Source organism: Pseudomonas sp. D4002 (assembly GCF_013385665.1).
Lineage (GTDB): Bacteria > Pseudomonadota > Gammaproteobacteria > Pseudomonadales > Pseudomonadaceae > Aquipseudomonas.
On the sequence record NZ_JACAPN010000025.1, the window covers coordinates 49139 to 75400 of the forward strand.

21 protein-coding genes are annotated in these 26262 nt (G+C 60.9%); 8 read left to right on the forward strand and 13 right to left on the reverse strand.

Annotated elements, in window-relative coordinates:
• Position 1: 1 nt before the first annotated feature.
• A complete protein-coding gene (locus tag HX824_RS19355) occupies positions 2 to 1834 on the forward strand; it encodes an ABC transporter ATP-binding protein (protein ID WP_177054947.1) in 1833 nt (610 codons plus the stop codon).
• Between the two features lie 179 nt (positions 1835 to 2013).
• Positions 2014 to 2712, forward strand: a complete 699-nt coding sequence (gene aqpZ, locus HX824_RS19360) for an aquaporin Z (protein WP_008437990.1) — start codon at positions 2014 to 2016, stop codon at positions 2710 to 2712.
• An 11-nt stretch (positions 2713 to 2723) separates the two neighbouring features.
• Here the strand turns inward: aqpZ and HX824_RS19365 are convergent, their stop codons facing one another.
• Positions 2724 to 3848, reverse strand: coding sequence for a GNAT family N-acetyltransferase (locus HX824_RS19365; RefSeq protein WP_177054948.1), 1125 nt, complete (start codon positions 3846 to 3848; stop codon positions 2724 to 2726).
• A gap of 39 nt (positions 3849 to 3887) precedes the next feature.
• Between HX824_RS19365 and HX824_RS32635 the strand changes: the two genes are divergently transcribed.
• Positions 3888 to 4043: a hypothetical protein gene (locus HX824_RS32635; RefSeq protein ID WP_157222855.1), complete on the forward strand. Its 156-nt coding sequence runs from the start codon at positions 3888 to 3890 to the stop codon at positions 4041 to 4043.
• A gap of 33 nt (positions 4044 to 4076) precedes the next feature.
• On the opposite strand, the gene HX824_RS19375 is transcribed toward HX824_RS32635, so the two are convergent.
• The 6 genes from HX824_RS19375 to aceK all read right to left on the reverse strand — a co-directional run bounded on the left by HX824_RS19375 (position 4077) and on the right by aceK (position 13798).
• A complete protein-coding gene (locus HX824_RS19375) occupies positions 4077 to 5411 on the reverse strand; it encodes an OprO/OprP family phosphate-selective porin (RefSeq protein ID WP_003210703.1) in 1335 nt (444 codons plus the stop codon).
• Positions 5412 to 5750: 339 nt separating this feature from the next.
• Positions 5751 to 5984, reverse strand: coding sequence for an anti-sigma factor (locus tag HX824_RS19380; protein ID WP_003210701.1), 234 nt, complete (start codon positions 5982 to 5984; stop codon positions 5751 to 5753).
• Positions 5978 to 6592, reverse strand: a complete 615-nt coding sequence (locus HX824_RS19385) for an RNA polymerase sigma factor (RefSeq protein ID WP_008437987.1) — start codon at positions 6590 to 6592, stop codon at positions 5978 to 5980. Before HX824_RS19385 ends, HX824_RS19380 begins: the two co-directional genes overlap by 7 nt.
• Positions 6593 to 6617: 25 nt before the next feature.
• The gene (locus HX824_RS19390; RefSeq protein ID WP_003210699.1) at positions 6618 to 7739 is read right to left on the reverse strand and encodes a beta-ketoacyl-ACP synthase III; all 1122 of its coding nucleotides are present in this window, start codon (positions 7737 to 7739) and stop codon (positions 6618 to 6620) included.
• Between the two features lie 355 nt (positions 7740 to 8094).
• A complete protein-coding gene (gene hrpA, locus HX824_RS19395) occupies positions 8095 to 12006 on the reverse strand; it encodes an ATP-dependent RNA helicase HrpA (protein WP_008437986.1) in 3912 nt (1303 codons plus the stop codon).
• Between the two features lie 70 nt (positions 12007 to 12076).
• Positions 12077 to 13798, reverse strand: coding sequence for a bifunctional isocitrate dehydrogenase kinase/phosphatase (gene aceK / locus HX824_RS19400; protein ID WP_087692561.1), 1722 nt, complete (start codon positions 13796 to 13798; stop codon positions 12077 to 12079).
• A 426-nt stretch (positions 13799 to 14224) separates the two neighbouring features.
• On the opposite strand from aceK, the gene HX824_RS19405 reads away from it, so the two are divergent.
• Together HX824_RS19405 and HX824_RS19410 are read left to right on the forward strand one after the other, a co-directional pair.
• Positions 14225 to 15835 (forward strand): methyl-accepting chemotaxis protein, encoded by a 1611-nt coding sequence (locus tag HX824_RS19405; RefSeq protein ID WP_003210696.1) that lies wholly within the window; start codon positions 14225 to 14227, stop codon positions 15833 to 15835.
• Between the two features lie 72 nt (positions 15836 to 15907).
• Entirely contained in the window at positions 15908 to 16804 is an 897-nt protein-coding gene (locus HX824_RS19410) for a DMT family transporter (protein WP_177022940.1), read from the forward strand.
• Positions 16805 to 16835: 31 nt separating this feature from the next.
• Here the strand turns inward: HX824_RS19410 and HX824_RS19415 are convergent, their stop codons facing one another.
• The 3 genes from HX824_RS19415 to cysK form a co-directional block, all read right to left on the reverse strand.
• Complete coding sequence (locus tag HX824_RS19415) at positions 16836 to 17696, reverse strand: DMT family transporter (RefSeq protein ID WP_023659095.1); 861 nt, start codon at positions 17694 to 17696, stop codon at positions 16836 to 16838.
• Positions 17697 to 18112: 416 nt separating this feature from the next.
• Positions 18113 to 19051: an aspartyl/asparaginyl beta-hydroxylase domain-containing protein gene (locus HX824_RS19420; RefSeq protein WP_003210693.1), complete on the reverse strand. Its 939-nt coding sequence runs from the start codon at positions 19049 to 19051 to the stop codon at positions 18113 to 18115.
• Between the two features lie 186 nt (positions 19052 to 19237).
• Complete coding sequence (gene cysK / locus HX824_RS19425) at positions 19238 to 20212, reverse strand: cysteine synthase A (RefSeq protein WP_010176514.1); 975 nt, start codon at positions 20210 to 20212, stop codon at positions 19238 to 19240.
• Positions 20213 to 20335: 123 nt separating this feature from the next.
• Between cysK and HX824_RS19430 the strand changes: the two genes are divergently transcribed.
• The 3 genes from HX824_RS19430 to HX824_RS19440 all read left to right on the forward strand — a co-directional run bounded on the left by HX824_RS19430 (position 20336) and on the right by HX824_RS19440 (position 23590).
• Positions 20336 to 21412 carry a DUF748 domain-containing protein gene (locus HX824_RS19430; protein ID WP_134325912.1) on the forward strand — a complete coding sequence of 359 codons (1077 nt, stop codon included), beginning with the start codon at positions 20336 to 20338 and terminating at the stop codon, positions 21410 to 21412.
• Between the two features lie 142 nt (positions 21413 to 21554).
• Positions 21555 to 22400 carry a MoxR family ATPase gene (locus HX824_RS19435; RefSeq protein WP_003210690.1) on the forward strand — a complete coding sequence of 282 codons (846 nt, stop codon included), beginning with the start codon at positions 21555 to 21557 and terminating at the stop codon, positions 22398 to 22400.
• A gap of 11 nt (positions 22401 to 22411) precedes the next feature.
• A complete protein-coding gene (locus tag HX824_RS19440; RefSeq protein WP_003210689.1) occupies positions 22412 to 23590 on the forward strand; it encodes a VWA domain-containing protein in 1179 nt (392 codons plus the stop codon).
• 136 nt (positions 23591 to 23726) lie between these two features.
• On the opposite strand, the gene HX824_RS19445 is transcribed toward HX824_RS19440, so the two are convergent.
• The 3 genes from HX824_RS19445 to HX824_RS19455 are packed head-to-tail and all read right to left on the reverse strand — an operon-like array spanning position 23727 to position 26091.
• Positions 23727 to 24650 (reverse strand): biotin-dependent carboxyltransferase family protein, encoded by a 924-nt coding sequence (locus HX824_RS19445; protein WP_177019672.1) that lies wholly within the window; start codon positions 24648 to 24650, stop codon positions 23727 to 23729.
• Entirely contained in the window at positions 24647 to 25351 is a 705-nt protein-coding gene (gene pxpB, locus HX824_RS19450; protein ID WP_177040340.1) for a 5-oxoprolinase subunit PxpB, read from the reverse strand. Before pxpB ends, HX824_RS19445 begins: the two co-directional genes overlap by 4 nt.
• Complete coding sequence (locus HX824_RS19455; protein ID WP_177054949.1) at positions 25348 to 26091, reverse strand: 5-oxoprolinase subunit PxpA; 744 nt, start codon at positions 26089 to 26091, stop codon at positions 25348 to 25350. Before HX824_RS19455 ends, pxpB begins: the two co-directional genes overlap by 4 nt.
• Positions 26092 to 26262 lie beyond the last annotated feature (171 nt).

Consider the following 26262-nt stretch of genomic DNA (forward strand, 5'->3'; position numbering starts at 1 on the left):
AATGCTCTATCGTCGTTTTGAACAACTGATCGACATCTTCCGCGAACCTCCCAGCGCGGCCCCTCCAGACAAAGTCCTACCCTTCTACGTCTATTACCTGCGCCAGGTATGGCCAAGCTTTACCGCCTTGCTGGTGGTGGGCCTGATCGGCGCGCTGATCGAAGTGGCGCTGTTCAGCTACCTGAGCCGCATCATCGACCTGGCCCAGGGCACGCCGCCCGCCAACTTCTTCCAGATCCACGCCACCGAGCTGATCTGGATGGCCGTGGTCGCCCTGCTGTTGCGCCCGATCTTCGGCGCCCTGCATGACCTGCTGGTGCACCAGACCATCAGCCCCGGCATGACCAGCCTGATCCGCTGGCAAAACCACAGCTATGTGCTCAAACAGAGCCTGAACTTCTTCCAGAACGATTTCGCCGGGCGCATTGCCCAGCGCATCATGCAAACCGGCAACTCCCTGCGCGACTCCGCAGTGGCCGCCGTGGACGCGATCTGGCACGTGGCGATCTACGCCATCAGCGCCCTGGTGCTGTTCGCCGAAGCCGACTGGCGCCTGATGATCCCGCTGATCACCTGGATCGTCGCCTACAGCCTGGCCCTGCGGTACTTCGTGCCACGGGTCAAGGAGCGCTCGGTCATCTCCTCCGAGGCACGCTCAAAACTGATGGGGCGGATCGTCGACGGCTACACCAACATCACCACCTTGAAGCTGTTCGCTCATACCAATTTCGAGCAGAACTACGCCAGGGAAGCGATCGTCGAGCAGACCGAGAAAACCCAGTTGGCCAGCCGCGTCGTGACCAGCATGGACATCGTGATTACCACCATGAACGGCCTGCTGATTGTCACCACCACCGGCCTTGCCCTGTGGCTGTGGACCCAATCCCTGATTTCGGTGGGCGCCATCGCCCTGGCCACCGGCCTGGTGATTCGTATCGTCAACATGTCCGGCTGGATCATGTGGGTGGTCAACGGCATTTTCGAAAACATCGGCATGGTCCAGGACGGCCTGAAAACCATCGCCCAGCCGCTGGCAGTGACCGACCGGGAAAATGCCCCGCGCCTGGAAGTGCCCCATGGCGAGGTGCGGTTCGATCAGGTGGATTTCCACTACGGCAAGAAGAGCGGGATCATCAGCGGCTTGAACCTGGCGATTGAACCGGGTGAAAAAATCGGCCTGATCGGTCCGTCCGGCGCGGGCAAATCCACCTTGGTCAACCTGCTGTTGCGCCTGTACGACCTGCAAGGCGGCCGTATCCTGATCGACGGCCAGAACATCGCCGACGTCGCCCAGGAAACCTTGCGCGAACAGATCGGCATGATCACCCAGGACACCTCGCTGCTGCACCGCTCGATCCGCGACAACTTGCTGTATGGCAAGCCGGACGCCACCGACGAAGAGCTTTGGGCCGCCGTGCACAAGGCCCGCGCCGACGAGTTCATCCCATTGCTGTCGGACGCCGAGGGCCGCACCGGCCTCGACGCCCACGTCGGCGAACGCGGGGTGAAACTCTCCGGCGGGCAACGTCAGCGCATTGCCATCGCCCGGGTACTGCTCAAGGATGCGCCGATCCTGATCATGGACGAAGCCACCTCCGCGCTGGATTCGGAAGTCGAAGCGGCGATCCAGGAAAGCCTGGAAACCCTGATGCAGGGCAAGACAGTGATCGCCATCGCCCACCGGCTGTCCACCATTGCCAGAATGGACAGGCTGGTGGTGCTGGAAAAAGGCCAGATCGCCGAGACCGGCAGCCATGCCGAATTGCTCGCACACGGCGGTTTGTATGCGCGATTGTGGCAACACCAGACCGGTGGCTTCGTCGGAATAGACTGATTCCGTTGGTTAACTGCAACCTCAATTCCGAACAATTCTGACAGTTTTCTCTATCCCGCTGGTCTTGCTACACAATCCTGCTGTACTCCAATCAGGCCCCAGGAGGGCCCTGATTTAAGGCAGCAGGGATGCATCACAGACCCGTTAATCAGATAGAGCAATCTATTAAGGATGTGTTCATGTCACTGTTCAAACGTTCCGTTACGGAAGGACTGGGTACGTTTTGGCTGGTGTTGGGTGGCTGCGGCAGTGCGGTACTGGCCGCATCGTCCCCGGTCGGGATCGGTGTGCTCGGTGTGGCCCTGGCGTTCGGGCTCACGGTGCTGACCATGGCATTTGCCATCGGGCACATCAGCGGTTGTCACCTGAACCCTGCAGTGTCGGTGGGGCTGGTAGTGGGCGGAAGATTTCCGGCCAGGGAGTTACCGGCGTACATCGTGTCCCAGGTAATCGGCGGCGTCGTTGCCGCTGCACTGTTGTACTTCATAGCCAGCGGCAAGCCGGGGTTCGAACTGGCTTCGGGCCTGGCCAGCAACGGCTACGGCGAGCATTCGCCTGGTGGTTATTCGATGGCAGCGGGGTTTGTGTGCGAGTTGGTGATGACGGCCATGTTCGTGCTGATCATCCTCGGCGCCACCGACCGTCGTGTGCCGACGGGCTTCGCGCCCATTGCCATTGGCCTGGCGCTGACGCTGATCCACCTGATCTCGATCCCGGTCACCAACACCTCGGTCAACCCGGCCCGCAGTACCGGCCCGGCGCTGATCGTCGGCGGTTGGGCGCTGCAGCAGTTGTGGATGTTCTGGCTGGCGCCGATCCTCGGTGCAGTGGTCGGCGGCATTACCTATCGATGGCTGGGCGCGGAAAAAACCGCCTGAGCCAGACAGGTTCAGCCCTGCCGATAAGGCAGGGCTGCCCTCGCCTCCTCGGCATATGCCAGGATCCCCACGCTTTCGCGCTCCAGGAAATCCGCCACGGCGGTCTTCAATCCCGGGTGTCGCAGGTAATGCCAGGAGTGCGTGATCACCGGCTCAAACCCGCGAATCAACTTGTGCTCGCCCTGGGCGCCGGCGTCGAAACGCTGCAGGCCATGGGCAATCGCGTAATCCATGCCTTGGTAGAAGCAAGTCTCGAAATGCAGCCGGTCGAACTCGGCCAGGCAGCCCCAGTAACGCCCATAAAAACTGTTGCCGCCGATCAGGCTGAAGGCCATGGCCACCGGCCGTGAGCCTTGCTTGGCCAGCACCACGCGAATCGCCTCGGGCATGCGCTCGGCCAGCAGGCTGAAAAAATTCCGGGACAGGTAGGGCGATTGTCGGCGTATGGCGTAGGTATTGGCGTAACAGGCGTAGACAAAATCCCACTGTGCCTCGCTCAACTCATGGCCTTGCAGCCACTCGAACTCGATGCCCTGCCCCGCCACTTGCTCGCGCTCCTTGCGCATCTGTTTGCGCTTGCGCGAACTCAGCGCGTCGAGAAAGTCCTGGAAGTCGCGGTAGCCGCGGTTTTGCCAATGAAACTGGCAGCCCAGGCGTTGCAGCCAACCCGGCTGCCGGGCCAGTGCGGTGTCTGCGAGGGCGTCGGTAAAGTTGATATGGGCGCTGGAAAGGCCTTCGATTTCCAGGTAACCGGGCAGGCTTTTAAGCAATTCGAAACCGTCCTCGGCGCTGGCGGCCAACAGGCGCGGGCCGCTGACCGGGCTGAAGGGCACGGCCGTCAGCAATTTCGGGTAGTAGTCGATGCCCGCCCGCTCGCAGGCATCGGCCCAACCGTGGTCGAACACGTACTCGCCATAGGAATGCCATTTGCGATAGCTGGGCAACGCGGCAATCAGCCGTCCACCTTCATAATGCAGCAAATGCTCGGGCTGCCAGCCGGAGTGCGGGCCGATGCTGGCGCTGTCTTCCAGGGCACTGAGGAACGCATGGCGCAGAAACGGCTGATCGACGGGGACCAACGCGTTCCATTCATCGGGCGCAATCTCGGACAGGTTATTCAAACGTTGTAACGGCATCCCATTCCCCGACGGTCACGGCTTTGTGTAGGAGCGAGCGTGCTCGCGATGATCGTTAACGACAACGCGACCATTCTGACAGAACGCGGTGATCTCGGGTTCTTCGCGAGCAAGCTCGCGCCTACAGGACACGGCGCAAAAAAAAGCCCCGCCAAACGGCGGGGCAAACCAAATGAGGAGCGCTTTGACGGATGAAGAAAGAGCGCTTTGGAGCGGTATTACAGGTGCCTAGAACACGTATTGCACGCGGGCCACGATGGCGTCGCCGCTGTCGTCGCCATTGGCGTTCTGGATCTTGTCAGTGCTGACCTTGAGGTAGTTGGCAGACACCTTCACCGCTTCGTTGGCGTACCAGTTGACACCGATGGTGTTCAGGCTTGCCTTGGCGTCACCCACTTCACGGGTCGCGCTGTTACGCACCACGTTTTTGTCGTCAACGCTGATGTTGTCGTAGCGGTAGAACACTTCCCACGCACCGAACTGCTTGTTCTGCGGCTTGATGGTGTCGAACTTGGCGCCGTCGAGTTTGTAGACCCGGGACTCGCCGGTCAGCGTGTAGGCCACCTGGCCGTAGAAACCCGTGGCCTTCACATCCTGATAAGCGCTGCTGTCGGCCTTCATCTTGCGGTTCAGGTATTCGGCCTGCAGGGACAGCGGACCGCGGGCGAAGGCAAATTCGCCGCCGAACACCGTGTCGGTGTCGTAGGCGTCGTTCGCGGTCAGGTTGCCGGAGTCCAGCCCTACACCGCCGCCGAAGGTCGCACGGTTGCCGTTGGCCCCGGCATCGTTACCGCCGTTGGTGGCAACGCCACGAGCGTCCAGGCGAGGACGGATCCGCGAGTCGAACGAGGTGTCCTTCAGGTCACGCACCGCCACGTCCACACCCAGGTGCAAAACGTTGCCGCTGTCGTGCATCGGCGCAAACACGGCACGGCCGTTGAACTGCTTCACGCCTTTGCCGTCCTTGTCGTTGATGTCCTTGGACGACACGCTGGAGGACAGGTAGGCCATGTCAGCCACCACGGCGCTGACCTGCAGGCCCATGCCGTTCTCGTGGGAGTTGATCCAGTCGGCGACTTCATAACCGAGGTTACGCTCGATGGCGGTCACCCATTTGGAACTGGTGGCTTTTTCCAGGCCGAAGTCCTGGTCGAAACGACCCGCGCGGATCACCACTGGCTTGAAGCCTACGTACGAGAAGGACGCTTCGTCGAAGTAGCCATCATCGGCATTGCCGGAGTTGTGGGAAAAGTCGTAGTTGATCTGGTATTTCCAGTCCTTGTACACCGTGCCGCCCAATTCGAGGTAGGCACGTCGGAAGTATGTGGCGTCAGCCGAGTTGCCATTCTTGGTGTAAAAGCCATCAAACGTGCCGTAATCGGCCTGCAAACGACCACCCAGCTTGAAGCTGAAATTCTGGTCGGTGGTTGCAACCTCAAGGCCGCCCTTGGTTTTGACAACGATATCGGCACCGTCAGTAGTGACAGTACCGGCGAAAGCCTGGGCGGTAACGGCCAGGGCCAAGGCGCTGGCCGCGAAACCGGCGAAGTGCTTGCGGATCATCGAAGAATTCCCCTAATTGATGGTCTTGTGCATTGGTAAAACACGCGGTTTAGAGCCGCTGGTGTTGGGGGGCGATCTTGGCGAGGGGATATTTCAGCCGGGTTGCCGGAACATAAAGATTTTGTTACTCGGGAACTTTTTAATAGCCATTCGAAATAAGCCAGAGCCTACGGAAATCAAGGCTCCAGCCCTGAAAACTGGTAAAAATGGCAGATGATACAAAATGTAAAAACACCCGAGAAAAATGAAATATTTTTCATCTTGGTTGTTTTTTGAGCAAAAAAAAGCCCGCATCTTTTGTCGATGCGGGCGTCGTTTCAGTGTGAAAAGTGATGGATATTATTGGTCGCGGGAGCGCTCGGCGGCCAGGCGTTCGGCCAACGCATCAACATCGGCGATAGGCGGCTCGGGCAGGATCTTCAGCGTCGCCTGCATCAAGCGCATCTGCCGGATAAAGCGCCGGCAGTTGGGGCAGAACATCAGGTGATGGCGCACCAGCAGGCGCTCGCGAAAGGTCAGTTGCCCATCGAGATAGTCACTGGAACGTGCCACTTGTTCCTTACAGGTCAACATTCGCCGGTTTCCTCAAAATGCTCCACCGTGGCGAAGACTTTAAGCCGTGCTCGATGCAACAGCACACGAACATTGGAGAGCGATAGCGTCAGAAGATTACAAATCTCCTCCAACTCCAGCCCCTGGCGCTCACGCAGCAGCAGTACGCTGCTTTGCAGCTCGGAAAGACTGGCCAGCGTGTGCTCCAGGCAATTACGCAGTTCGTCTTCGGTAAGCAGCGCTTCGGGAGTGTCCTGATGCCAGGCAAACGGCGCGACCGCCCAGTGGCCATCGTCGGGCACAAAGCGATCATCACCGATGGTGCCATGGGGCGCCGGCAAGTCATCGAGCAGTACTTCCCGGCGGTTTTGCTTGTAGCGGCCCTTTGCCGAGTTGGCAGTAATGGTCAGCAGCCAGGTCTTGAGGCTGGAACGCCCCTCGAACTTCGCCAGGTTGCGCACCACCGAGAGCCAGGCGTCCTGCACCACCTCATCGGCATGGCGCTGGCCAACGATGGCATAGGCCACGGCACGCATCGCGCTCTGGTAGGTGGTGACCAACTCCTTGTAGGCCCGCTGCTCACCCTTGAGCAATCGTTCAAGCAGGTGCGCGTCGTCCGCTGCTGCCATTCAAGACCTCGATTTCAAAACATGATCAGCGTTTGCGCAGGATCACGCTACCAATCGAATACCCTGCGCCAAACGAGCTAAGCACAGCCACAGCGCCCTTGGGCAAGTCGTCCTGGTAGGTGTGGAACGCAATCACCGAACCCGCCGAACTGGTGTTGGCGTAAGTATCGAGGATCACCGGCGCCTCTTCCACAGAAGCCTCGCGGCCCAGCAGTTTCTTCACGATCAGATGATTCATGCTGAGGTTGGCCTGGTGCAGCCAGAAACGCTTCACATCGCCAACATTCAGCTGGTTTTCCGACAGGTGCTTGCCGATCAACTCGGCGACCATCGGGCAGACATCACGGAAGACCTTGCGGCCTTCCTGCACGAACAGCTTGTCCGGGGCACCAATCCCCTCTTCCGCCGCGCGGTTGAGGAAGCCGAAGTTATTGCGGATGTTGTTGGAGAACTTGGTCAGCAACTTGGTGCTCACCACGTCGAACTGATGCTCGGAAGTGGCCAGGTCGGCCCGCTCCAGGATCACGGCGGTGGCCGCATCGCCAAAGATGAAATGGCTGTCGCGGTCGCGGAAATTCAGGTGGCCGGTGCAGATCTCCGGGTTGACCATCAGGATCGCCCGCGCCTGGCCCAGCTGGATGCTGTTGGCGGCGTTCTGGATACCGAAGGTCGCCGAGGAACACGCCACGTTCATGTCAAAGCCAAAACCCTGGATACCCAGCGCTTCCTGGACTTCGATGGCAATCGCCGGGTACGCCCGCTGCAGGTTGGAACAGGCGACGATCACACCGTCGATATCGGCGGCGGTCTTGCCGGCGCGCTGCAAGGCTTGCTCGGCAGCACTGACGGCCATCTGGCAGAGGATCGACCATTCGTCGTTGGAGCGCTCTGGCAGGCGTGGCGCCATGCGTTGCGGGTCGAGAATGCCGGCCTTGTCCATAACAAAGCGGCTCTTGATGCCCGAGGCCTTCTCGATAAAGGCGGCGCTGGATTCGGTCAGGGCCTCCACGTCACCGCGTTCAATGGCGGCGGCGTTATCCAGGTTGAACTGTTGCACGTAAGCATTGAAAGACTGCACCAGCTCTTCGTTGGAGATGCTGTTGGCCGGGGTGTACAGGCCTGTGCCGCTGATGACGACGTTATGCACGGTCGTTCCTCTAAATCTGTTCAGGCAGAAGGGTATTGGTACCGTCGTACCAAACCGTAAGTAGTTTTATGCCGCCCAGCGGCCTTCAAACTGGAAACGCTTTATTCCATCGCGCCACGGCTGCACCAGCCCAACTCGACGATCCCGGCATTTATAACCGCGAAGTTTGCCACAACATCGGACACTTGGCGCCTATCCCGCGCAAACACCTTCCCTGTGGCGAGCGAGCTTGCTCGCGCTGGATCGCGAAGCGGCCCCAATAAAGTGACCCGGGTGTTTCAGAGAGACCTTATGGGGCTGCTTCGCAGCCCAGCGCGAGCAAGCTCGCTCGCCACCGTTGCTTGCCGCACGTCGGTCACGCTTCGACCAGGCTCCATTGCTTGCTCAGGCGCTTGTCGGAAATCGGTACCTTGGTGCCCAACTGCTGGGCAAACAGCGAAACCCGGTATTCCTCCAGCCACCAGCGATACAGCTCCAGCTGAGGGTCGCGCTTGCCTTCCTGGGCGTGTTTGTTCAGGCGGTTCTGATACTGGCTCCACAAACCGCCCAACTCGGTACTCCAGACCCGGTCCTTCTGCACCTGGCTTGGCAATTTCTCCAGGCGCAGCTCGATGGCCTTGAGGAAGCGCGGCAGTTCCTTGAACCATTGCGCCGGGGTCTCCCGTACGAAGCCGGGGTACACCAGATTGCTCAGTTGCTGCTTGATATCATTCAGCGCCACCGCCTGGGCCAGGTCAATCTTGCCCTTGAAGCGTTTTTGCAGGCCATGCCACAGTTTCAAAATTTCGAGGGTCAGGCGCGCCTGGCGCTCGGCGTGCTCGGTCCAACTGCCACGCTTGCGCTCGGCCAGGGCGGCCAGGCCGGCGCCGTCCCGCGGCAGGCTGGCTTCGCCTTCCAGCACGCAACTGTCGAGGCTGGCCAACAGAATGTCTTCCACCAGGGCTTCGATACGCCCCAGCTCGCGGTACATCAACCCCAACTCGGTCAGGCCCGGCAATTTGCCCCGCAGGAACTTTGCCGGCTCGGCCAGTTGTTGCAGCAGCAGGCGCTGCAAGGCTCGACGGTGCTGGAACTCAGCCTCGGCAGCGGTAGAGAAACGCCCTTCCTTGACCGTGCCGTTTTCTTCGACCAAGGCCGGATACACCGTCATCGAAAGCCCGGCTATGTTTTGCTGGGTTTTCTCGGCCACCGCCGCGAACACCTTGGCCTCCACCGGCTGCTGGCTCTTCGCAGTCTGCGGCACCGCCAACGCAGCTTGGCTGGCCTCGGCGAAACGCGCGGTCAACTCGGCCAGGTCGCGGCCTTCACCGAGGAACTTGCCCTGGCCGTCGACCACTTCCAGGTTCATCTTCAGGTGGCTCTCCACCTGCTGCGCAGCCTCGGCCCAGGCTTCATCGCTGACCCGTGCCCCGGTCATGCGCAGCAGCTCGCGCCCCAAGGCCTGAGGCAACGAGCCTTGGCCGAACTCGATACGTTGCAACGCCGCCTTGACGAAATCCGGCACCGGCACGAAGTTCTTGCGCAGGGCCTTGGGCAAGTTGCGCACCAGGGCAATGCACTTGGCCTCGATCACACCCGGCACCAGCCATTCCAGGCGCTCGGGTGGCAAGGCCGGCAACAGCGGCGCCGGCACGCGCAGGGTCACACCGTCCCGTGGATGGTTGGGTTCGAAGTGATAACTCAAGGCCAGGGCCAGGTCGCCCAGGTGCAAGGTGTCGGGGTAATGGGCGGCGGTGACTTCACTGGCCTCGCGGGCCAGCACGTCTTCTTCGCGCATGATCAACAGCTGCGGGTCTTTCTGGCTGTTGACCTTGTACCAACTGTCGAAGGTCGCGGTCTGGTGAATCTCCGCCGGCAGGCGCGCGTCGTAGAAGGCGTACAGGGTTTCTTCGTCCGCCAGGATGTCGCGCCGGCGGGCCTTGGCTTCCAGTTCGTCGAGCTGCTCCAGCAATTGCTGGTTGGCCGTCAGGCAGCGGGCCCGGGACTGGATCTCGCCGCGCACCAGGCCTTCGCGGATAAACAGCTCGCGGGACGTCACCGGATCAATCGGCCCGTAATGCACCGGCCGGCGCCCGACGATGATCAACCCGAACAGGGTGATCTGCTCAAACGCCACCACCTGGCCGCGCTTCTTTTCCCAATGGGGTTCGAAGTGGTTTTTCTTGATCAGGTGCCCGGCCAACGGCTCGATCCAGTCGGCGTCGATCTTGGCCACCATCCGCGCGTACAGCTTGGTGGTTTCCACCAGCTCGGCGGTCATCAGCCATTGCGGACGCTTCTTGCCAATACCCGACGACGGGTGAATCCAGAAACGCCGCTGACGCGCGCCGAGGTAATCGCCCTCTTCGGTCTTCTGGCCAATCTGGCTGAGCAGGCCGGACAGCACCGCCTTGTGCAGTTTCGGGAAGTCCGCCGGTTCTTTGTTGACGGTCAACTGCATGTCGCGACAGATCAGGCTCAACTGGCGGTGGGAGTCACGCCACTCCCGCAGGCGCAGGTAGTTCAGGAAATTCTTGCGGCACCAATTGCGCAGCGGGCTGGCGGTCAATTCCTGGCGCTGCTCTTCAAAACCCCGCCACAGGTTCACCAACCCGGCGAAGTCCGAATCCGCGTCCTTCCATTGTGCGTGAGCCTGGTCGGCGGCTTGCTGGCGCTCCGGCGGACGCTCGCGCGGGTCCTGGATCGACATGGCGCTGGCGACGATCAGCACTTCCTGCAGGCTGCCAAGCTTGGCTGCCTCCAGCAACATGCGGCCCATGCGTGGGTCCACCGGCAGACGCGCCAACTGGCGGCCCATCGGTGTCAGCTGGCTGTTGCGGTCAACGGCGGACAACTCTTGCAGCAGGTTGAAACCGTCGCTGATGGCCTTGCCGTCCGGCGGCTCGATAAACGGGAAATCGGTGATCTCGCCCAGGCGCAGGTGCAGCATCTGCAGGATTACGGCCGCGAGGTTTGTGCGAAGAATCTCGGGGTCGGTAAATTCCGGGCGCCCGATAAAATCCTCTTCGCTGTACAAGCGCACGCAGATACCGGGTTCGACCCGCCCGCACCGGCCTTTACGCTGGTTGGCACTGGCCTGGGAAATCGCCTCGATCGGCAGTCGCTGCACCTTGGCCCGGTAGCTGTAGCGGCTGATGCGCGCGGTGCCGCTATCGATCACATAACGAATGCCTGGCACGGTCAGCGAGGTTTCCGCGACGTTGGTCGCCAGCACCACACGCCGGCCCGGGTGCGACTGGAAGATCCGCTGCTGCTCCGCCGGCGACAGGCGCGCATACAGCGGCAGGATTTCAGTGTGCTTGAGCTGGGCCTTGCGCAGCATGTCGGCAGCGTCGCGAATCTCGCGCTCGCCGGGCAGGAACACCAGCACATCGCCGGGGCTCTTGCGCTCGCTGCGCTCGAAGGCGGCGATCTCATCGAGAGTGGCGAGAATCGCCTGGTCGACGGTCAGGTCGTCCTCGACGCGGTTGCCCTCCTCGTCCTGCTCCAGGGTCAGCGGGCGGTACCAGGTCTCCACCGGGAAGGTGCGGCCCGACACCTCGACAATCGGCGCATCGTCGAAGTGCTTGGAAAAGCGCTCCAGGTCGATGGTGGCCGAGGTGATGATGACCTTGAGGTCCGGGCGACGCGGCAGCAGGGTTTTCAGATAACCCAGCAGGAAGTCGATGTTCAGGCTGCGTTCGTGGGCTTCGTCGACGATGATCGTGTCGTAGCGTTCGAGGTAGCGGTCGTTCTGGGTTTCGGCCAGCAGGATACCGTCGGTCATCAGCTTGATCAGGGTGTTGGAATCACTCTGGTCTTCAAACCGCACCTGATAACCCACCAGGGAACCCAGCGGCGTCGCCAACTCTTCCGCGACCCGGCTCGCCACGCTGCGCGCCGCAATCCGCCGCGGCTGGGTGTGGCCGATCAGGCCGTATTGGCCGCGGCCGATTTCCAGGCAGATTTTCGGCAACTGGGTGGTTTTACCCGAACCGGTCTCACCGGCAATGATCAGCACCTGATGCTTGAGCAACGCTTCCTTGATCTCGTCACGCTTGGCGGCGATCGGCAGGCTGTCGTCATAGCGAATCACCGGCAGGCTGGCGCGCCGCGCTGTCACCTGGGCGCAGGAGGCCTGCATCCGCGTCACCCACTGCGCAAGTTTTTCCTCATCGGGTTTCTTGCGCAGCTCAAGCAGCTGCCGCCGCAGGCGGTGGCGGTCGGCGAGCATGGCGTGATCGAGGTTTTTCAGCAGTTGGTCGATAGCGGGCGCTTGGTCAGTCATCAGGTACGCAAAGGTCGTCTATGTAGGCAGGGGGCGGATTGTCGCAGAAAAGCGCCGCCGCGCGCTCCCCTCATTCATTGTCCAGGCCCTTGCGCCGGTAAGGAAACACATCGATTACCTTGCCGGCGCGAATCGCCTCTTGCAGGCCTTTCCAGTAGTCGGCGTTGTACAACTCGCCGTGCAGTTCGTCGAACAGGCGGCGCTGGGCGGAATCAGCAAACAGGAATGGCGGGAACTCCTCGGGAAACACGTCCAGCGGACCGATGGAATACCAGGGCTCGGAGGCCATTTCATCTTCCGGGGTACGCGGCGCCGGGATGTGGCGGAAGTTGGCCTCGGTCAGGAAACAGATTTCGTCATAGTCGTAGAACACCACGCGACCGTGGCGGGTGACGCCAAAATTCTTCAGCAGCATGTCGCCCGGGAAAATATTCGCCGCCGCCAGTTGCTTGATCGCCAGGCCGTAGTCTTCCAGGGCTTCGCGCACCTGGGCTTCGTTGGCGTTTTCCAGGTAGAGGTTCAGCGGGGTCATGCGCCGCTCGGTCCAGCAGTGGCGGATCAGTACCGTATCGCCTTCGACCTCGACGGTACCGGCGGCGACTTCCAGCAGTTCGGCCAGGCATTCAGGCTCGAATTTGCTCAACGGAAAACGGAAGTCGGCGAACTCCTGGGTGTCGGCCATGCGCCCTACCCGGTCGACACTTTTCACCAACCGGTACTTCTCGATCACGGTGGCGCGGTTGACGTTTTTCGACGGTGAAAAGCGGTCCTTGATGATCTTGAACACGGTGTTGAAGCCCGGCAGGGTAAACACGCTCATGACCATGCCGCGCACGCCCGGCGCCATGATGAACTGGTCATCGGTGGTGGCAAGGTGGTTGATCAGCGCCCGGTAGAATTCGGATTTGCCGTGTTTGTAGAAGCCGATGGAGGTGTACAACTCGGCGATGTGCTTGCCCGGCAGGATGCGCTTGAGGAAGCCGATAAACTCCGCCGGCACCGGCACGTCCACCATGAAATAGGAGCGGGTGAACGAGAAGATGATCGACACATCGGCCTCGTCGGTGATCAGCGCGTCGATCTGGATGCCGCGCCCTTCCCGATGCAGCAGCGGGATCACCAGCGGCCACTGTTCGTCGCGGGTGTAGATGCGCCCTACGAGGTACGCGCCTTTGTTGCGGTACAGCACCGAGGAAAACAGTTCGACGTTGAGGTCCGGGTCCTTGCACACCCAGTCCGGCAGGTTTTCGCGCAATTGCGCCTCCAGGCGGCGCAGGTCGGCGGGCAAGTCGGCGTAGGGTTCGCTGAAGCTGTAGTCGGCGAAAATCTGCTCCAGCATGCCCGCCAGCTTGCCGCCCGGCTTGTAGGTGCGGGTTTGCGCCGCCCGGGCGCGGCGCAGGCTGGGCCGGGTGGTATGGATGAACATGCAGCCGTCGCTGATCAGGTCATGGCTGAACAGCCCGCAAAACGTCGAGTTGTACCAGGTCTCGGACAGCTCATCGTCAAACCGCAGGTCGATCAGGCTGATGTAGGCACTTTTCACCAGCGGCCAGTCGGCAATGTCGAGCAACACGGCTTCATCGAAAGCCGCCCGCAGCCGCGCCGTGACTTCGCTGACCTTCTCTTCGTAAAGATTGATGCGCGCAGCCGATGCCGCCTGCCCTTGCTGCCACTGCGCCTTTTCAAAGCGCTCCCGGGCGCCGTCGGTGATCTGGCGGAAGTGCTCGCGGTAGTCGTCGAAGCCGTCGAGGATCATCTGCGCAATGTCGAGGGCGGGCGTTGGCTGCGGCATTCGGGAAACCTCTGCGGGCATTTGGAGTGAGCTGAGCTTAGCCAGTGTGCGGGAACAGGAGAAGGATCATTTTTCATTCAGACTTGTACAAGATTGTTCATTTCGTACATTTATTTACTCTTTATTTAATTCGACTAACCGGTCAACAAAAAACCCGCGCGTCACCCTCCCCGCATTAAACGTTTCATCTACAGGCCTTGTGTGACGTGGCCTGCCTGTGCGAGCCGGGGTAAATAAGAGTCTTTGCTCTACTGCCCCGGTACTGGTGGCTTCTTGACCATTGGATCCAACGTAAGGGAAACCCTGACTACCCTAGCTAGTGGCACTTTGCTATATAGCGCGCCCTCTCCCACCTAACAAGGTCAGAAGACCGATCCGGGAACAGGTTCTAACCGCCAAAGGAGCATTGAGATGTCATTGAGGAATATGGGGATCGGCCTGCGCGCCAGTCTGAGCTTTGCGGTACTGGCCGGCTTGCTGGTAGTGGTGGGTCTGTTTGGCTTGGGGCAAATGGCCAAGCTGCGGGAAAGCGCCACCGTGATTGAGGATTCCTGGATGCCGAGCATCGAGACGGTCCACGACAGCGCGGCCTTTATCGCCAGCATCCGCCTGGAAGCACTGCGCCTGTTGACCACCGACGAATCCAGGGTGCGCGACAACAGCAAGAGCCTGATCAGCAAGGAACAGGCAGACCTGCAGGAAAGCTTCAAGCAATACGAAACACTGGTGGTCAACGAGCAGGACGCCGAGATGCTCAACCAGCTGAAAAGTACCGTATCGACGTACATGAGCATCATGGGCCAGATGATTCAGCTGGTGGACCAGGATCAACAGCAGCAGGCCATGGACCTGCTCAACAGCCGCCTCGCGCCCCAGGGCCTGGTGCTCAACAAGAGCCTGGAAGACCTGATCACCTTCAACCAGAAAGGCGTCCAGGAAGCCGCAGAGTCGGCGGCGCAGATGTACTACAGCGCCCAATGGATCGTAGGCCTGATCATCATCACCGCCCTGCTGGCCACCTTGTTGCTGGCCTGGCTGCTGACCCGCAGCATCACCGCGCCCATTGGCCAGGCACTGACAGTGGCCCGCACCATCGCCTCCGGCGATCTGAGCCGGCCGATCGTCGTGGAGGGCAAGGATGAGCCGGCGCAACTGCTCACCGCGCTGGCCACCATGCAGGCCAACCTGCAGGAAACCATCCGTGGCATCAGCGAATCGTCGCAGCAGTTGGCCTCGGCGGCGGAAGAGATGAGTTCGGTAATGGAGCAGAGCACCCGCGGCCTGCAAGCGCAGAACGACGAGATCGAACAGGCTGCCACAGCCGTGACGCAGATGAGCGCGGCAGTCGATGAAGTGGCGGGCAATGCGGTTTCCAGCGCCGAAGCCTCCAAGGCCTCCGACGAAGACAGCAAGCACGGTCACTACCAGATCAGCGAAACCATCAGCTCGATCCAGAACCTGGTGGACGAAGTCCTCGGTGCCTCGACCAAGGCCGAGGGCCTGGCGGCGCAGGCCCAAGACATCAGCAAGGTGCTTGAAGTGATTCGCGGGATTGCCGGGCAGACCAACCTGCTGGCACTCAACGCGGCGATTGAGGCGGCCCGCGCGGGCGAGGCCGGTCGTGGTTTTGCCGTGGTGGCTGACGAAGTGCGCTCCCTGGCACAACGCACCCAGGACTCCACCGAAGAAATCGAGCAGATGATCAACGGTATCCAGCAAGGCACCCAGGACACCGTCGGCGCCCTGAACAGCAGCGCCGAACACGCTGGCCAGACCTTGCAGCGGGCCAACAGCGCCGGCAGTGCACTGGAGAAAATCACGGCGGCGATCTCGCAGATCAGCCAGCGCAACCTGGTGATCGCCAGCGCCGCCGAGCAGCAAGCGTTGGTGGCTCGTGAGGTGGACCGCAGCCTGGTGAACATCCGGGACCTGTCGACGCAAACCGCCGCCGGTGCCACCCAGACCTCGGCGGCCAGCCAGGAACTGTCGCGGCTGGCGGTGGACCTCAATGGCTTGGTGACGCGTTTCGTGCTGTAAAACATGTATTAGCGATTGTGTCAGACAGGTCGGTGGGCAACACTTCCGCCCTTATCAAACTGGAGTTCCTCCGTGAGACCTGTCGACACCCTGCACCTGTTGGTGCTGGCCGCTATCTGGGGCGCGAGTTTTTTGTTCATGCGAATTATCGCGCCGGAAATCGGCACCCTTCCTACCGCGTTTTTCCGGGTGTCGATTGCTGCCACCGGCCTGCTGGTGATCCTCGCCATGATGCGGGTGAGTTGGGATTTCCAGGGCAAGTTCAAGACGGTCCTGTTGCTCGGGGTGATCAACTCGGGCATTCCCGCGACCATGTATTCAGTGGCGGCCCAAGTGCTGCCGGCCGGTTACTCGGCGATCTTCAATGCCACGACGCCACTGATGGGCGTGCTGATTGGCGGGTTGTTCTTCAGTGAGCGCCTCACGCCGTCGAAAATCGCCGGGGTATGCCTGGGCCTGTTCGGCGTTGGCATCCTGACCCGCGCCGGGCCGGTGGCCTTCGACATGGAACTGCTGATGGGTGCGCTGGCATGCCTGTTGGCGACCACCTGCTATGGCTTTGCCGGCTTTTTGGCACGCCGCTGGCTCGATCAACAGGGCGGGCTGGACAGTCGCCTGGCGGCCCTGGGCAGCATGCTCGGGGCCACGCTGTTCCTGCTGCCGCTGTTTGCCTGGAGTGCCATCAGCCATCCACCGGTCAGCTGGGGTGGCTGGCCTGTATGGTTGTCGCTGCTGGGGTTGGGGCTGGTATGCACAGCGTTTGCCTACATCCTGTACTTCCGCTTGCTGACGTCCATCGGCCCGGTGAAGTCGATGACCGTGACCTTCATGATTCCGCCATTCGGGGTGTTGTGGGGCGCGTTGCTGCTGGATGAGCCGTTGTCCATGGCGCATCTGTATGGCGGGTTGTTGATTGCGGGGGCGTTGTGGCTGGTGCTTCGGCCGGGGAAATTGGCCAGCAAGCTGTAGGAGCTTTTTGGCTCCTACAGCATTGGGTTTATCAGCCCTTACGGAACACGAAAGCCAATCCGACGATGATCAAGCCCATCCCCAGCAAGCTCAACATTGCCAGCTTGTTGCCGAAGATCAGGTAGTCCATCACCGCCGTCACCGCGGGCACCAGATAGAACAAGCTGGTGACATTCACCAGGTTGCCCCGGGCAATCAGCCGGTACAGCAACAGCGTCGCCAGCAACGACACCACCAGCCCCATCCACAGCACCGGCACGAAAAAGCCGGTGTTGTGTTCAAAGTGGAACGGCTGGAACGGCACAAACACCGAGCACAACAGCAAGCCGGCCAGGTATTGCACAGGCAACGTGCCCAACGGGTTATCGGTGATGCGCTTCTGCATGATCGAACCAAAGGTCATGCTGGCCAGGGCCAACAGGCCAAAAAGCATGCCTGCCAGGGACATGCCGGACATCCCGATGCCCTGGTACACCACCATGATCAACCCCGCCAATCCCAGCGCGAGGCCGAACATCCGGCTCCAGGAGCGCCGGCGCTCCATCAACACCACGGTCAGGATCGGCTGCACGCCCATGATGGTTGCCATCATGCCGGGCGTGACTTTGAGGTCCAGGGCCAGCAGATAGAAAATCTGGTAGGCCCCCAACAGCACCAGCCCGGTAGCCGCCGCGTAAAGCATCGGCTTGCCGGGACGCGGCAACTTCAGCTTGAGGATCGGTACCAGTATCACCAACCCCGCCAGGGCGATGGCGAAACGGATCAGCAGAAACGCAAAGGGTGAAGCGTGGGCCAGGCCCCATTTGGAGAAAATCGCCCCGCTGCTCCACAGCAAGACAAACAGGCTCGTCGAGGCCGCCGCGGCCACGGATTGTTTCGAAAGAACAGACATGGATACCACCTGTGATCAGGCAAAAAGCCAACTCAGCAACAGCTGAAATTCAGTAGGTTTTTTCAGGCGGGCACAGGGGAACAGCCATCAGCTGATCAGCCCGAAATGCCAACACCCGGCGGTGATACGACTGCGTACACCGGCGTGCTACTGACAGGTGGGGGGTAGTGACTGATCTGCGCAGGCTGCTGGCTCCCGCACGGCACGACCGCAGCGTTGACCGCTGAATCGACTACCGCTATGCGCAGGGAAGCTGGCATGTGCTGATCTTTTATGGAGGGATGAACAAGGTGTCTGGAAACACCTGCGGCCGACTATAACCAGCTGGGGACATGCTTTGCAATAACTTCGCCCGCACAAATCCAGCGCATAAAAAAACCGCTCATCGGAGCGGTTTTTTCGAGCCTGCAAACGCCTTAACCAAACAACCAATACCCCAGCGCCGTCAGCACCACCACCGCCAGCACTGGCCGCAGGATGCGATAAGCCTTCGGATGCTTGCGCTTCCACTGCTTGACCACGCCACTGAAGCTGTCGCTGAAGCGCTTGCTCCAGGCATACGCCTGGTTGATCCCGCCAACGCGTTCGTCATCCAGGTTCTGCGGTGCGGTGGCGCGCCCCAGTTGCGCGCTGACCCAACGGTTGATGCGGGTCATCAGGCGGTTGCTCAGCGGGCGTTCGATGTCGCAGAACAGGATCACCCGGGTGTGCTCGGTTTCGTTCTTCACCCAGTGCACGTAGGTCTCGTCGAACATTACATCTTCACCGTCGCGCCAGGCGTACACCTGGCCGTCGACGAAAATACGGCAGTCGTCGGAGTTCGGCGTGGACAGCCCCAGGTGATAACGCAGGGAACCGGCAAACGGGTCACGGTGCGGGTTGAGGTGGCTGCCACCTGGCAACAGGGCGAACATCGCGCCCTTGACGTTGGGAATGCTGCTGACCAGGGCCACGGTTTTCGGGCACAGCAGTTCAGCCGACGGCAACGGTTTGTCGTACCACTTGAGGTAGAAACGCTTCCAGCCCTTCTTGAAGAACGAGCCGAAACCGGCGTCGTTGTTCTTCTCCGCGGCGCGGATGTAGCCCTCGTCGAACAGGTGCATGGCCTCTTCGCGAATCACTTCCCAGTTGTCCTTGAGCACGTCCAGCTCCGGGAACTTGCTGCGGTCCAGGTACGGCTTGGACGGCACGGCGGAGAAGATGTACATCAAGGCGTTGTACGGGGCGAACAGCGCTGAATGGTTGACGAACTGACGCAACATCGGCAAACGGGCCTTGCCACGCAAATGTACATACAGCGTGCTGCCGATAAACAGCAGCAACACCGACAGTTTGGCGGCCAAAGAAAAGGTCATGCAGCAACTCCTGGAAATAGGCGTCTGGCCATTAGCCTCCCGTTAAGGGGAAACCAGACGTAGCAGCCGGCCATGATAAACACTCCGGGCCTCGGGAAAAACCCGCGCACTCCAACAATCAGCATCTAGCGGTGCGCGATAACGGGCCAATTATGCATAAGGGCCACGCCATCGCGCTGATTTGAATCAAGCCTGGTTTTCCTGATCGGTGAACAAATCGGCGAACAGCATGCTCGACAGATAGCGTTCACCGGAGTCCGGCAGCACCACGACGATGGTCTTGCCCTGCATTTCCGGCTTCTCTGCCAGTCGCACCGCCACGGCCATCGCCGCGCCGCAGGAGATACCACACAGAATCCCCTCCTCCTGCATCAGGCGCAACGCCATGGCCTTGGATTCTTCGTCGCTGACCAGTTCGACCCGGTCGACCATCGACAGGTCGAGGTTCTTCGGCACAAAACCGGCGCCGATACCCTGGATCTTGTGGGGGCTGGGCTTGATCTCTTCACCGGCCAGTGCCTGGGTAATCACCGGCGAACTGATCGGCTCCACCGCCACCGACAGGATCGGCTTGCCCTGGATGTTCTTGATATAGCGCGACACCCCGGTGATGGTGCCGCCAGTGCCCACGCCCGCTACCAGCACGTCCACCGCGCCATCAGTGTCATTCCAGATTTCCGGACCGGTGGTTTTCTCGTGGATCGCCGGGTTGGCCGGGTTTTCGAACTGGGCCGGCATAAAGTACTTGGCCGGGTCGCTGGCAAGGATTTCGCCGGCTTTTTCAATCGCGCCCTTCATGCCCTTGGCCGGCTCGGTCAACACCAGTTCGGCGCCGAGGGCCTTGAGCACCTTGCGGCGCTCGATGCTCATGGAGGCGGGCATGGTCAGCAACAGCTTGTAACCACGGGCGGCGGCAACAAATGCCAGGCCGATCCCGGTGTTGCCGGAAGTCGGCTCGACAATGGTCATGCCCGGCTTGAGTTTGCCGCTGCCTTCGGCATCCCAGATCATGTTTGCGCCAATCCGGCACTTCACCGAATACCCCGGGTTACGCCCTTCGATCTTGGCCAGGATAGTCACGCCACGCGGCGCGATACGGTTGATCTGAACCAGGGGCGTGTTACCGATGGAGTGCGCGTTGTCTGCAAAAATGCGGCTCATGACGGGTCCTTAAGGCAATTTCAGGAAGGCCCCAAGGGTATGCCTCGTGCTGCAAGGCGTCCAGTCAAGCGAACGTCCGGCGGCGCCAGCAGTCAATCGCCTACACGGATGGAGAATTTTCCTATGAAACGTCGCTACAGTTGGCCGCTCTGGACCCTCGTCGGGGTCGTGGTACTGCTGGTCGTCCTGGATATCGCCCTGCCCTATCTGGTGCGCAATTACCTGAATGACAAACTCGCCGACATGGGCGATTACCGCGGCCAGGTCACCGATGTCGACCTCGCACTGTGGCGCGGCGCCTATCGGATCAACGGCCTGCAGATCGTCAAGGTCGACGGCAAGGTGCCGGTACCGTTCGTCAAGGCGCCGGTGATCGACCTGTCAGTGAGCTGGCATTCGCTGTGGTACGACCACGCAGTGGTGGCCGAGGCACAGTTCATCAAGCCGGAGCTGAACTTCGTCGACGGCGGCACCAACAAACAGGCGTCCCAGACCGGTCAGGGCACCGACTGGCGGGCACAACTGAGCAAACTGTTGCCGATCACCCTCAATGAGGTGCGCATCAACGACGGCAAGATCGCGTTCCATAACTTCAGTTCGAAACCGCCGGTCAATATGTACGCGACCCAGGTCAACGCCAGCTTCTACAACCTGACCAACGTGGTGGATGTCAAAGGCCAGCGAGACGCGCGCTTCGACGGCAAGGCGCTGTTTCTGGGCCAGGCACCGCTGGAAGCCACCGCCACGTTCGACCCCTTGAGCAATTTCGAAAACTTCGAATTCCGCTTCCGGGCCCGGGATATCGAACTCAAGCGCATGAATGACTTCGCCTCGGCCTACGGCAAGTTCGATTTCAATGCCGGCACCGGCGACCTGGTGGTGGAAGCCCAGGCCGAAAAAGGCCAGTTGACCGGCTACATCAAGCCTTTGCTGCGCAATGTCGAAGTGTTCAACTGGCAGCAGGATGTCGAGAACAAGGACAAGGGCATCTTCCGGTCGATCTGGGAAGCGGTGGTTGGCGTCAGCGAAACCGTGCTGAAGAACCAGCAGAAAAACCAGTTCGCCACCCGCGTGGAGCTGAGCGGCAACGTGCACCAGCAAGATATCAGCGCGTTCCAGGCGTTTTTGCAGATTTTGCGCAATGGTTTTGTCCAGGCCTTCAACGCCCGCTATGAACAACCCAAGCCCTCGACAGATTGATCTTCAACGTGACTGCCCATTCAGAGACTGAATAGCCCGTCTGCGTTCACAGTCGCCGGGGCTGCGCGGTATAGTCGGGCCAAGCTGATTACTCGCCCGCTTCGGTCCTGCACCGTTCGGCGTCACGTTCGAGGATTGATAGATGAAGTTCGAAGGCACCCAGGCCTACGTTGCCACCGATGACCTGAAACTGGCCGTCAACGCCGCCATCACCTTGGAGCGGCCACTGCTGGTCAAGGGCGAACCGGGCACCGGCAAGACCATGCTCGCCGAGCAACTGGCCGAATCCTTTGGCGCCAAGCTGATCACCTGGCACATCAAGTCCACCACCAAGGCGCACCAGGGCCTGTACGAGTACGACGCGGTGAGCCGCCTGCGGGACTCGCAGCTGGGCGTGGACAAGGTGCACGACGTACGCAACTACCTGAAAAAGGGCAAGCTCTGGGAAGCCTTCGAGTCCGAGGAGCGGGTCATCCTGCTGATCGACGAAATCGACAAGGCCGACATCGAGTTCCCCAACGACCTGCTGCAAGAACTCGACAAGATGGAGTTCTACGTCTACGAAATCGACGAGACCATCAAGGCCAAGAAGCGCCCGATCATCATCATTACCTCCAACAACGAAAAAGAGCTGCCGGACGCGTTCCTGCGCCGCTGCTTCTTCCACTACATCGCCTTCCCGGACCGCACCACCCTGCAAAAGATCGTCGACGTGCACTACCCGGACATCAAGAAAGACCTGGTCAGCGAAGCCCTCGACGTATTCTTTGACGTGCGCAAAGTACCGGGCCTGAAGAAAAAACCGTCCACCTCCGAACTGGTGGACTGGCTGAAACTGCTGATGGCCGACAACATCGGCGAAGCGGTGCTGCGCGAGCGCGACCCCACCAAGGCCATCCCGCCCCTGGCCGGTGCCCTGGTGAAGAACGAGCAGGACGTGCAGTTGCTGGAACGCCTGGCGTTCATGAGCCGTCGCGGTAACCGATAAGGGCGATTGCCATGCTGCTCAACCTGTTCAATGAAATGCGTGCAGCCAAGGTGCCGGTGTCGGTGCGTGAGCTGCTGGACCTGATCAACGCGCTGAAACAGCGCGTGACCTTCGCCGACATGGACGAGTTCTACTACCTGGCCCGGGCGATCCTGGTGAAGGACGAACGGCATTTCGACAAGTTCGACCGGGCCTTCGGCGCCTACTTCAACGGCCTGGAAAAACTCGACGATCACCTGCAGGCGCTGATCCCCGAAGACTGGCTGCGCAAGGAATTCGAACGCTCGCTGACCGACGAAGAGCGCGCACAGATCCAGTCCCTCGGCGGGCTCGACAAGCTCATCGAAGAATTCAAGAAACGTCTGGAAGAACAGAAGGAACGCCACGCCGGCGGCAACAAGTGGATCGGCACCGGCGGTACCAGCCCCTTCGGCTCCGGCGGCTTCAACCCCGAAGGCATTCGCGTGGGGGATGCCGGCAAGCGCCAGGGCAAGGCGGTCAAGGTCTGGGACCAGCGCGAGTACAAGAACCTCGATGATTCGGTGGAACTGGGCACGCGCAACATCAAGATCGCCCTGCGCCGCCTACGCAAGTTCGCACGCCAGGGTGCGGCGGAAGAGCTCGACATTGACGGCACCATCGACCATACGGCCCGCGATGCCGGGCTGCTGAATATCCAGATGCGCCCGGAGCGGCGCAACACCATCAAGCTGTTGCTGCTGTTCGACATCGGCGGCTCGATGGATGCCCATGTGAAGACTTGCGAAGAGTTGTTCTCGGCGTGCAAGACCGAGTTCAAGCACCTGGAGTATTTCTACTTCCACAACTTCATTTATGAATCGGTGTGGAAGAACAACATGCGCCGGGGCTCGGAACGCACCTCGACCCAGGATTTGCTGCACAAGTACGGCGCCGACTACAAAGTGATCTTTATTGGTGATGCGGCCATGGCGCCGTATGAAATCACCCAGGCCGGCGGCAGCGTCGAGCACTGGAACGAAGAGCCCGGGTATGTGTGGATGCAGCGGTTCATGGAGAAGTACAAGAAGCTGATCTGGATTAATCCGTACCCGAAAGATACCTGGGGCTATACGGCGTCCACCGGGATTGTCCGGGATTTGATCGAGGACCAGATGTTTCCGTTGACGTTGCGCGGGCTTGAGGAAGGGATGCGCTTTTTGTCGAAGTAACCTGTTCCCCAGACAACCACCATCAAATGTGGGAGCGGGCTTGCTCGCGAAAGCGCAGTGTCAGTCACCGAATATATTGGCTGATACACCGCCTTCGCGAGCAAGCCCGCTCCCACATTTTGTCCTGCGGCGATCTTTAGTTTCTGGCAAGGTACTGCAAATACTCCACTTGCTGGCGATGCGCCGTTTCCTGCACCACCGGCGCCAACCTCACCTTCTCCCCCGGCAAGCACTGCGCCAGCCGCGCCAACGCCAATGGCGTCAACGCGCCCAATCGTGGGTAGCCGCCAATGGTCTGCCGGTCATTGAGCAACACAATCGGCTGCCCGTCCGGCGGCACCTGGATCGCCCCCAGCGGGATGCCTTCCGAGATCAGCGACGGCCCCTGATACTCCAGCGGCGTGCCAAGCAAGCGCATGCCCATGCGGTCGGCACGGCTGTCGAGGGTCCACTCGCTGTTGAACACATCAAACAGACTCTGCCCGCCAAACTGGCCGATCTGCGCCCCGAGGATCACCTCCAGTGGCGCCTTGGAATCCAGCTTCGACAATTGCCCGGCGGACAACACCTGCATCGCACCGCCCACGCCCGAATAGGTCAATTGCGCACCTTCGGCCAGTGACCGGCCAAAGCCATCCAGCCCGCCCAGTTCTTCACGTCCCACCGTGGCGCAGCTGCCCAGCACCTGCGGCGCATCAAACCCGCCCGGCGCTGCCAGGTAAGCCCGCGCACCGCTGAAAGGCTGGGTAAAACGCAAGCGCTGGCCCTTTTGCAGAATAAAGCTGCGCCCCGGGCTGATCGCGCGCTCGTCGACATACGCGCCCAAGTCCGCCCCGGCCAGCGCCAGCAGGCAATAGGCCTCGGCCTGCACGGTGAAGCCACCCAAGGTGATTTCCACCACCGGCGCATCCAGGGCATTGCCCAGCAACCAATTGGCCCACGACATCGACACCCAATCCAGCGCGCCGCCCTGGGTCACGCCCAAATGCCTGACGCCAAAACGTCCGGCGTCCTGCAACAGGCACAGCGGCGTGCTGGCCTCGATCAACAAGCGGCTCATGCCTGGGCCTCCAACGGTGTGTCATCGCCACCCAGGTTGATGAATTCGCGATGGCTGACCGCTTCGTAACGCACGGTATCCCCCGGCTGCATCAGGCTGTAGCCCTCGCGTTCACGGTCAAACAGCTTGGCCGGCGTGCGGCCAATCAGGTTCCAGCCACCTGGCGAGACCACCGGATAAGCCGCCGTCTGCCGCTCGGCGATGCCCACGCTGCCCGCCGCCACCCGCTTGCGCGGGGTGTTGAGCCGCGGTGTCGCGAGCTGTTCATCCACCAGCCCCATAAAGGCAAACCCCGGGGCGAAGCCCAAGGCGAATACCTGGTACTCATGCTGGCTGTGACGGCGAATCACCTCCTCCACTGCCAGGCCACTGCGCTGCGCCAGCAACGCCAACTCCGGGCCGACACTCAGGTCATACCAGACCGGCAACACATGGCATCGCCCGCTGCCCTTGGGTTCGGGCTGCAATTCCTTGAGCGCCTGGTCGATCAACGCCCGTGCCTGGCCAGGGTCCAGCGCCAGCAGGTCGTAGTGCACCATCAGGGTCGTGTAGGACGGCACCAGGTCCACCAGCGCCGGGCCAAAACCTTCGCGCAAACGGCGGGTGGCGGCGAGCATCCAGGGCATGTTGTCTTCGGCGATCACCTCAAACAGGCGCACCATCAGGCAGTCGATGGCCACCACTTCAATCCGTGGCTTCATGCTGGGGTCAACGCCTCGCGGATGCGCTGCACGGCAGCCACTGAGCTGGTGTTATCGCCATGCACGCACAAGGTATTGGCTTGCAGGTGCAACGGACTGCCATCACTGGCGACCAACTGGTCTCCCCGGGCGATGATCAAGGCCTGCTGGATGATCTTTTCCGGGTCATGATGCACCGCGCCCGGCAACTGGCGGGAAACCAGATGGCCGGCGCTGTCGTAGGCACGGTCGGCAAAGGCTTCGAACCACAGGGTCACGCCATATTCGTCACCCAGGGCCTGGGCGGCGCTGTTGTCGCGGGTGGCCATCAGCATCAATGGCAGGCTGGCGTCGTAGGCCGCCACGGCCTGGATCACCGCACGCAATTGCGCAGGCTTGGCCATCATGTCGTTGTACATCGCGCCATGGGGTTTGACGTAGCTGACCCGCCCGCCCTGGGCCCGGCAAATACCGTCGAGGGCGCCGACCTGGTAGTGCAACAGGTCCTGGATTTCCTGCGGGGTGTAGGCCATGGAGCGGCGACCGAAACCCTGCAGGTCCTGGTACGCCGGGTGCGCGCCCACCTGCACGCCATGCTCGAAGGCCAGGCTGACGGTCTTGCGCATGATGCTCGGGTCGCCGGCGTGGAAACCGCAGGCTACGTTGGCGCAATCAATGAACGGCATGACTTCGGCGTCCAGACCCAAGGTCCAGTTGCCAAAGCTTTCGCCGATGTCGCAGTTCAATAGCAGGCGGCTCACGGTAGGGCTCCTGTAGGCTTTATTTTTTTGTAGTGTGGGATCTTTTACCAAGATCTCGCAACGATGTTGTCCCGAGCCCCAACGACGCTTATCGTGAGACAGCTCGATTTTTGGCGGTTGCGGCACGCTGCGTCCAACTAATAAAAAACAATCCATGCATAAGAAAAGTTG

Excerpts from the sequence above, each read along its gene's own strand:
- HX824_RS19355 (WP_177054947.1), top strand. The coding sequence starts at position 2 with ATGCTCTATCGTCGTTTTGAACAACTGATCGACATCTTCCGCGAACCT.
- HX824_RS19365 (WP_177054948.1), bottom strand. The coding sequence starts at position 3,848 with ATGCCGTTACAACGTTTGAATAACCTGTCCGAGATTGCGCCCGATGAA.
- HX824_RS19385 (WP_008437987.1), bottom strand. The coding sequence starts at position 6,592 with ATGGCAGCAGCGGACGACGCGCACCTGCTTGAACGATTGCTCAAGGGT.
- aqpZ (WP_008437990.1), top strand. The coding sequence starts at position 2,014 with ATGTCACTGTTCAAACGTTCCGTTACGGAAGGACTGGGTACGTTTTGG.
- HX824_RS19405 (WP_003210696.1), top strand. The coding sequence starts at position 14,225 with ATGGGGATCGGCCTGCGCGCCAGTCTGAGCTTTGCGGTACTGGCCGGC.
- pxpB (WP_177040340.1), bottom strand. The coding sequence starts at position 25,351 with ATGAAGCCACGGATTGAAGTGGTGGCCATCGACTGCCTGATGGTGCGC.
- HX824_RS19420 (WP_003210693.1), bottom strand. The coding sequence starts at position 19,051 with ATGACCTTTTCTTTGGCCGCCAAACTGTCGGTGTTGCTGCTGTTTATC.
- HX824_RS19440 (WP_003210689.1), top strand. The coding sequence starts at position 22,412 with ATGCTGCTCAACCTGTTCAATGAAATGCGTGCAGCCAAGGTGCCGGTG.
- cysK (WP_010176514.1), bottom strand. The coding sequence starts at position 20,212 with ATGAGCCGCATTTTTGCAGACAACGCGCACTCCATCGGTAACACGCCC.
- hrpA (WP_008437986.1), bottom strand. The coding sequence starts at position 12,006 with ATGACTGACCAAGCGCCCGCTATCGACCAACTGCTGAAAAACCTCGAT.
- aceK (WP_087692561.1), bottom strand. The coding sequence starts at position 13,798 with ATGCCGCAGCCAACGCCCGCCCTCGACATTGCGCAGATGATCCTCGAC.
- HX824_RS19380 (WP_003210701.1), bottom strand. The coding sequence starts at position 5,984 with ATGTTGACCTGTAAGGAACAAGTGGCACGTTCCAGTGACTATCTCGAT.
- HX824_RS19375 (WP_003210703.1), bottom strand. The coding sequence starts at position 5,411 with ATGATCCGCAAGCACTTCGCCGGTTTCGCGGCCAGCGCCTTGGCCCTG.
- HX824_RS19415 (WP_023659095.1), bottom strand. The coding sequence starts at position 17,696 with ATGTCTGTTCTTTCGAAACAATCCGTGGCCGCGGCGGCCTCGACGAGC.
- HX824_RS19430 (WP_134325912.1), top strand. The coding sequence starts at position 20,336 with ATGAAACGTCGCTACAGTTGGCCGCTCTGGACCCTCGTCGGGGTCGTG.
- HX824_RS19435 (WP_003210690.1), top strand. The coding sequence starts at position 21,555 with ATGAAGTTCGAAGGCACCCAGGCCTACGTTGCCACCGATGACCTGAAA.
- HX824_RS19445 (WP_177019672.1), bottom strand. The coding sequence starts at position 24,650 with ATGAGCCGCTTGTTGATCGAGGCCAGCACGCCGCTGTGCCTGTTGCAG.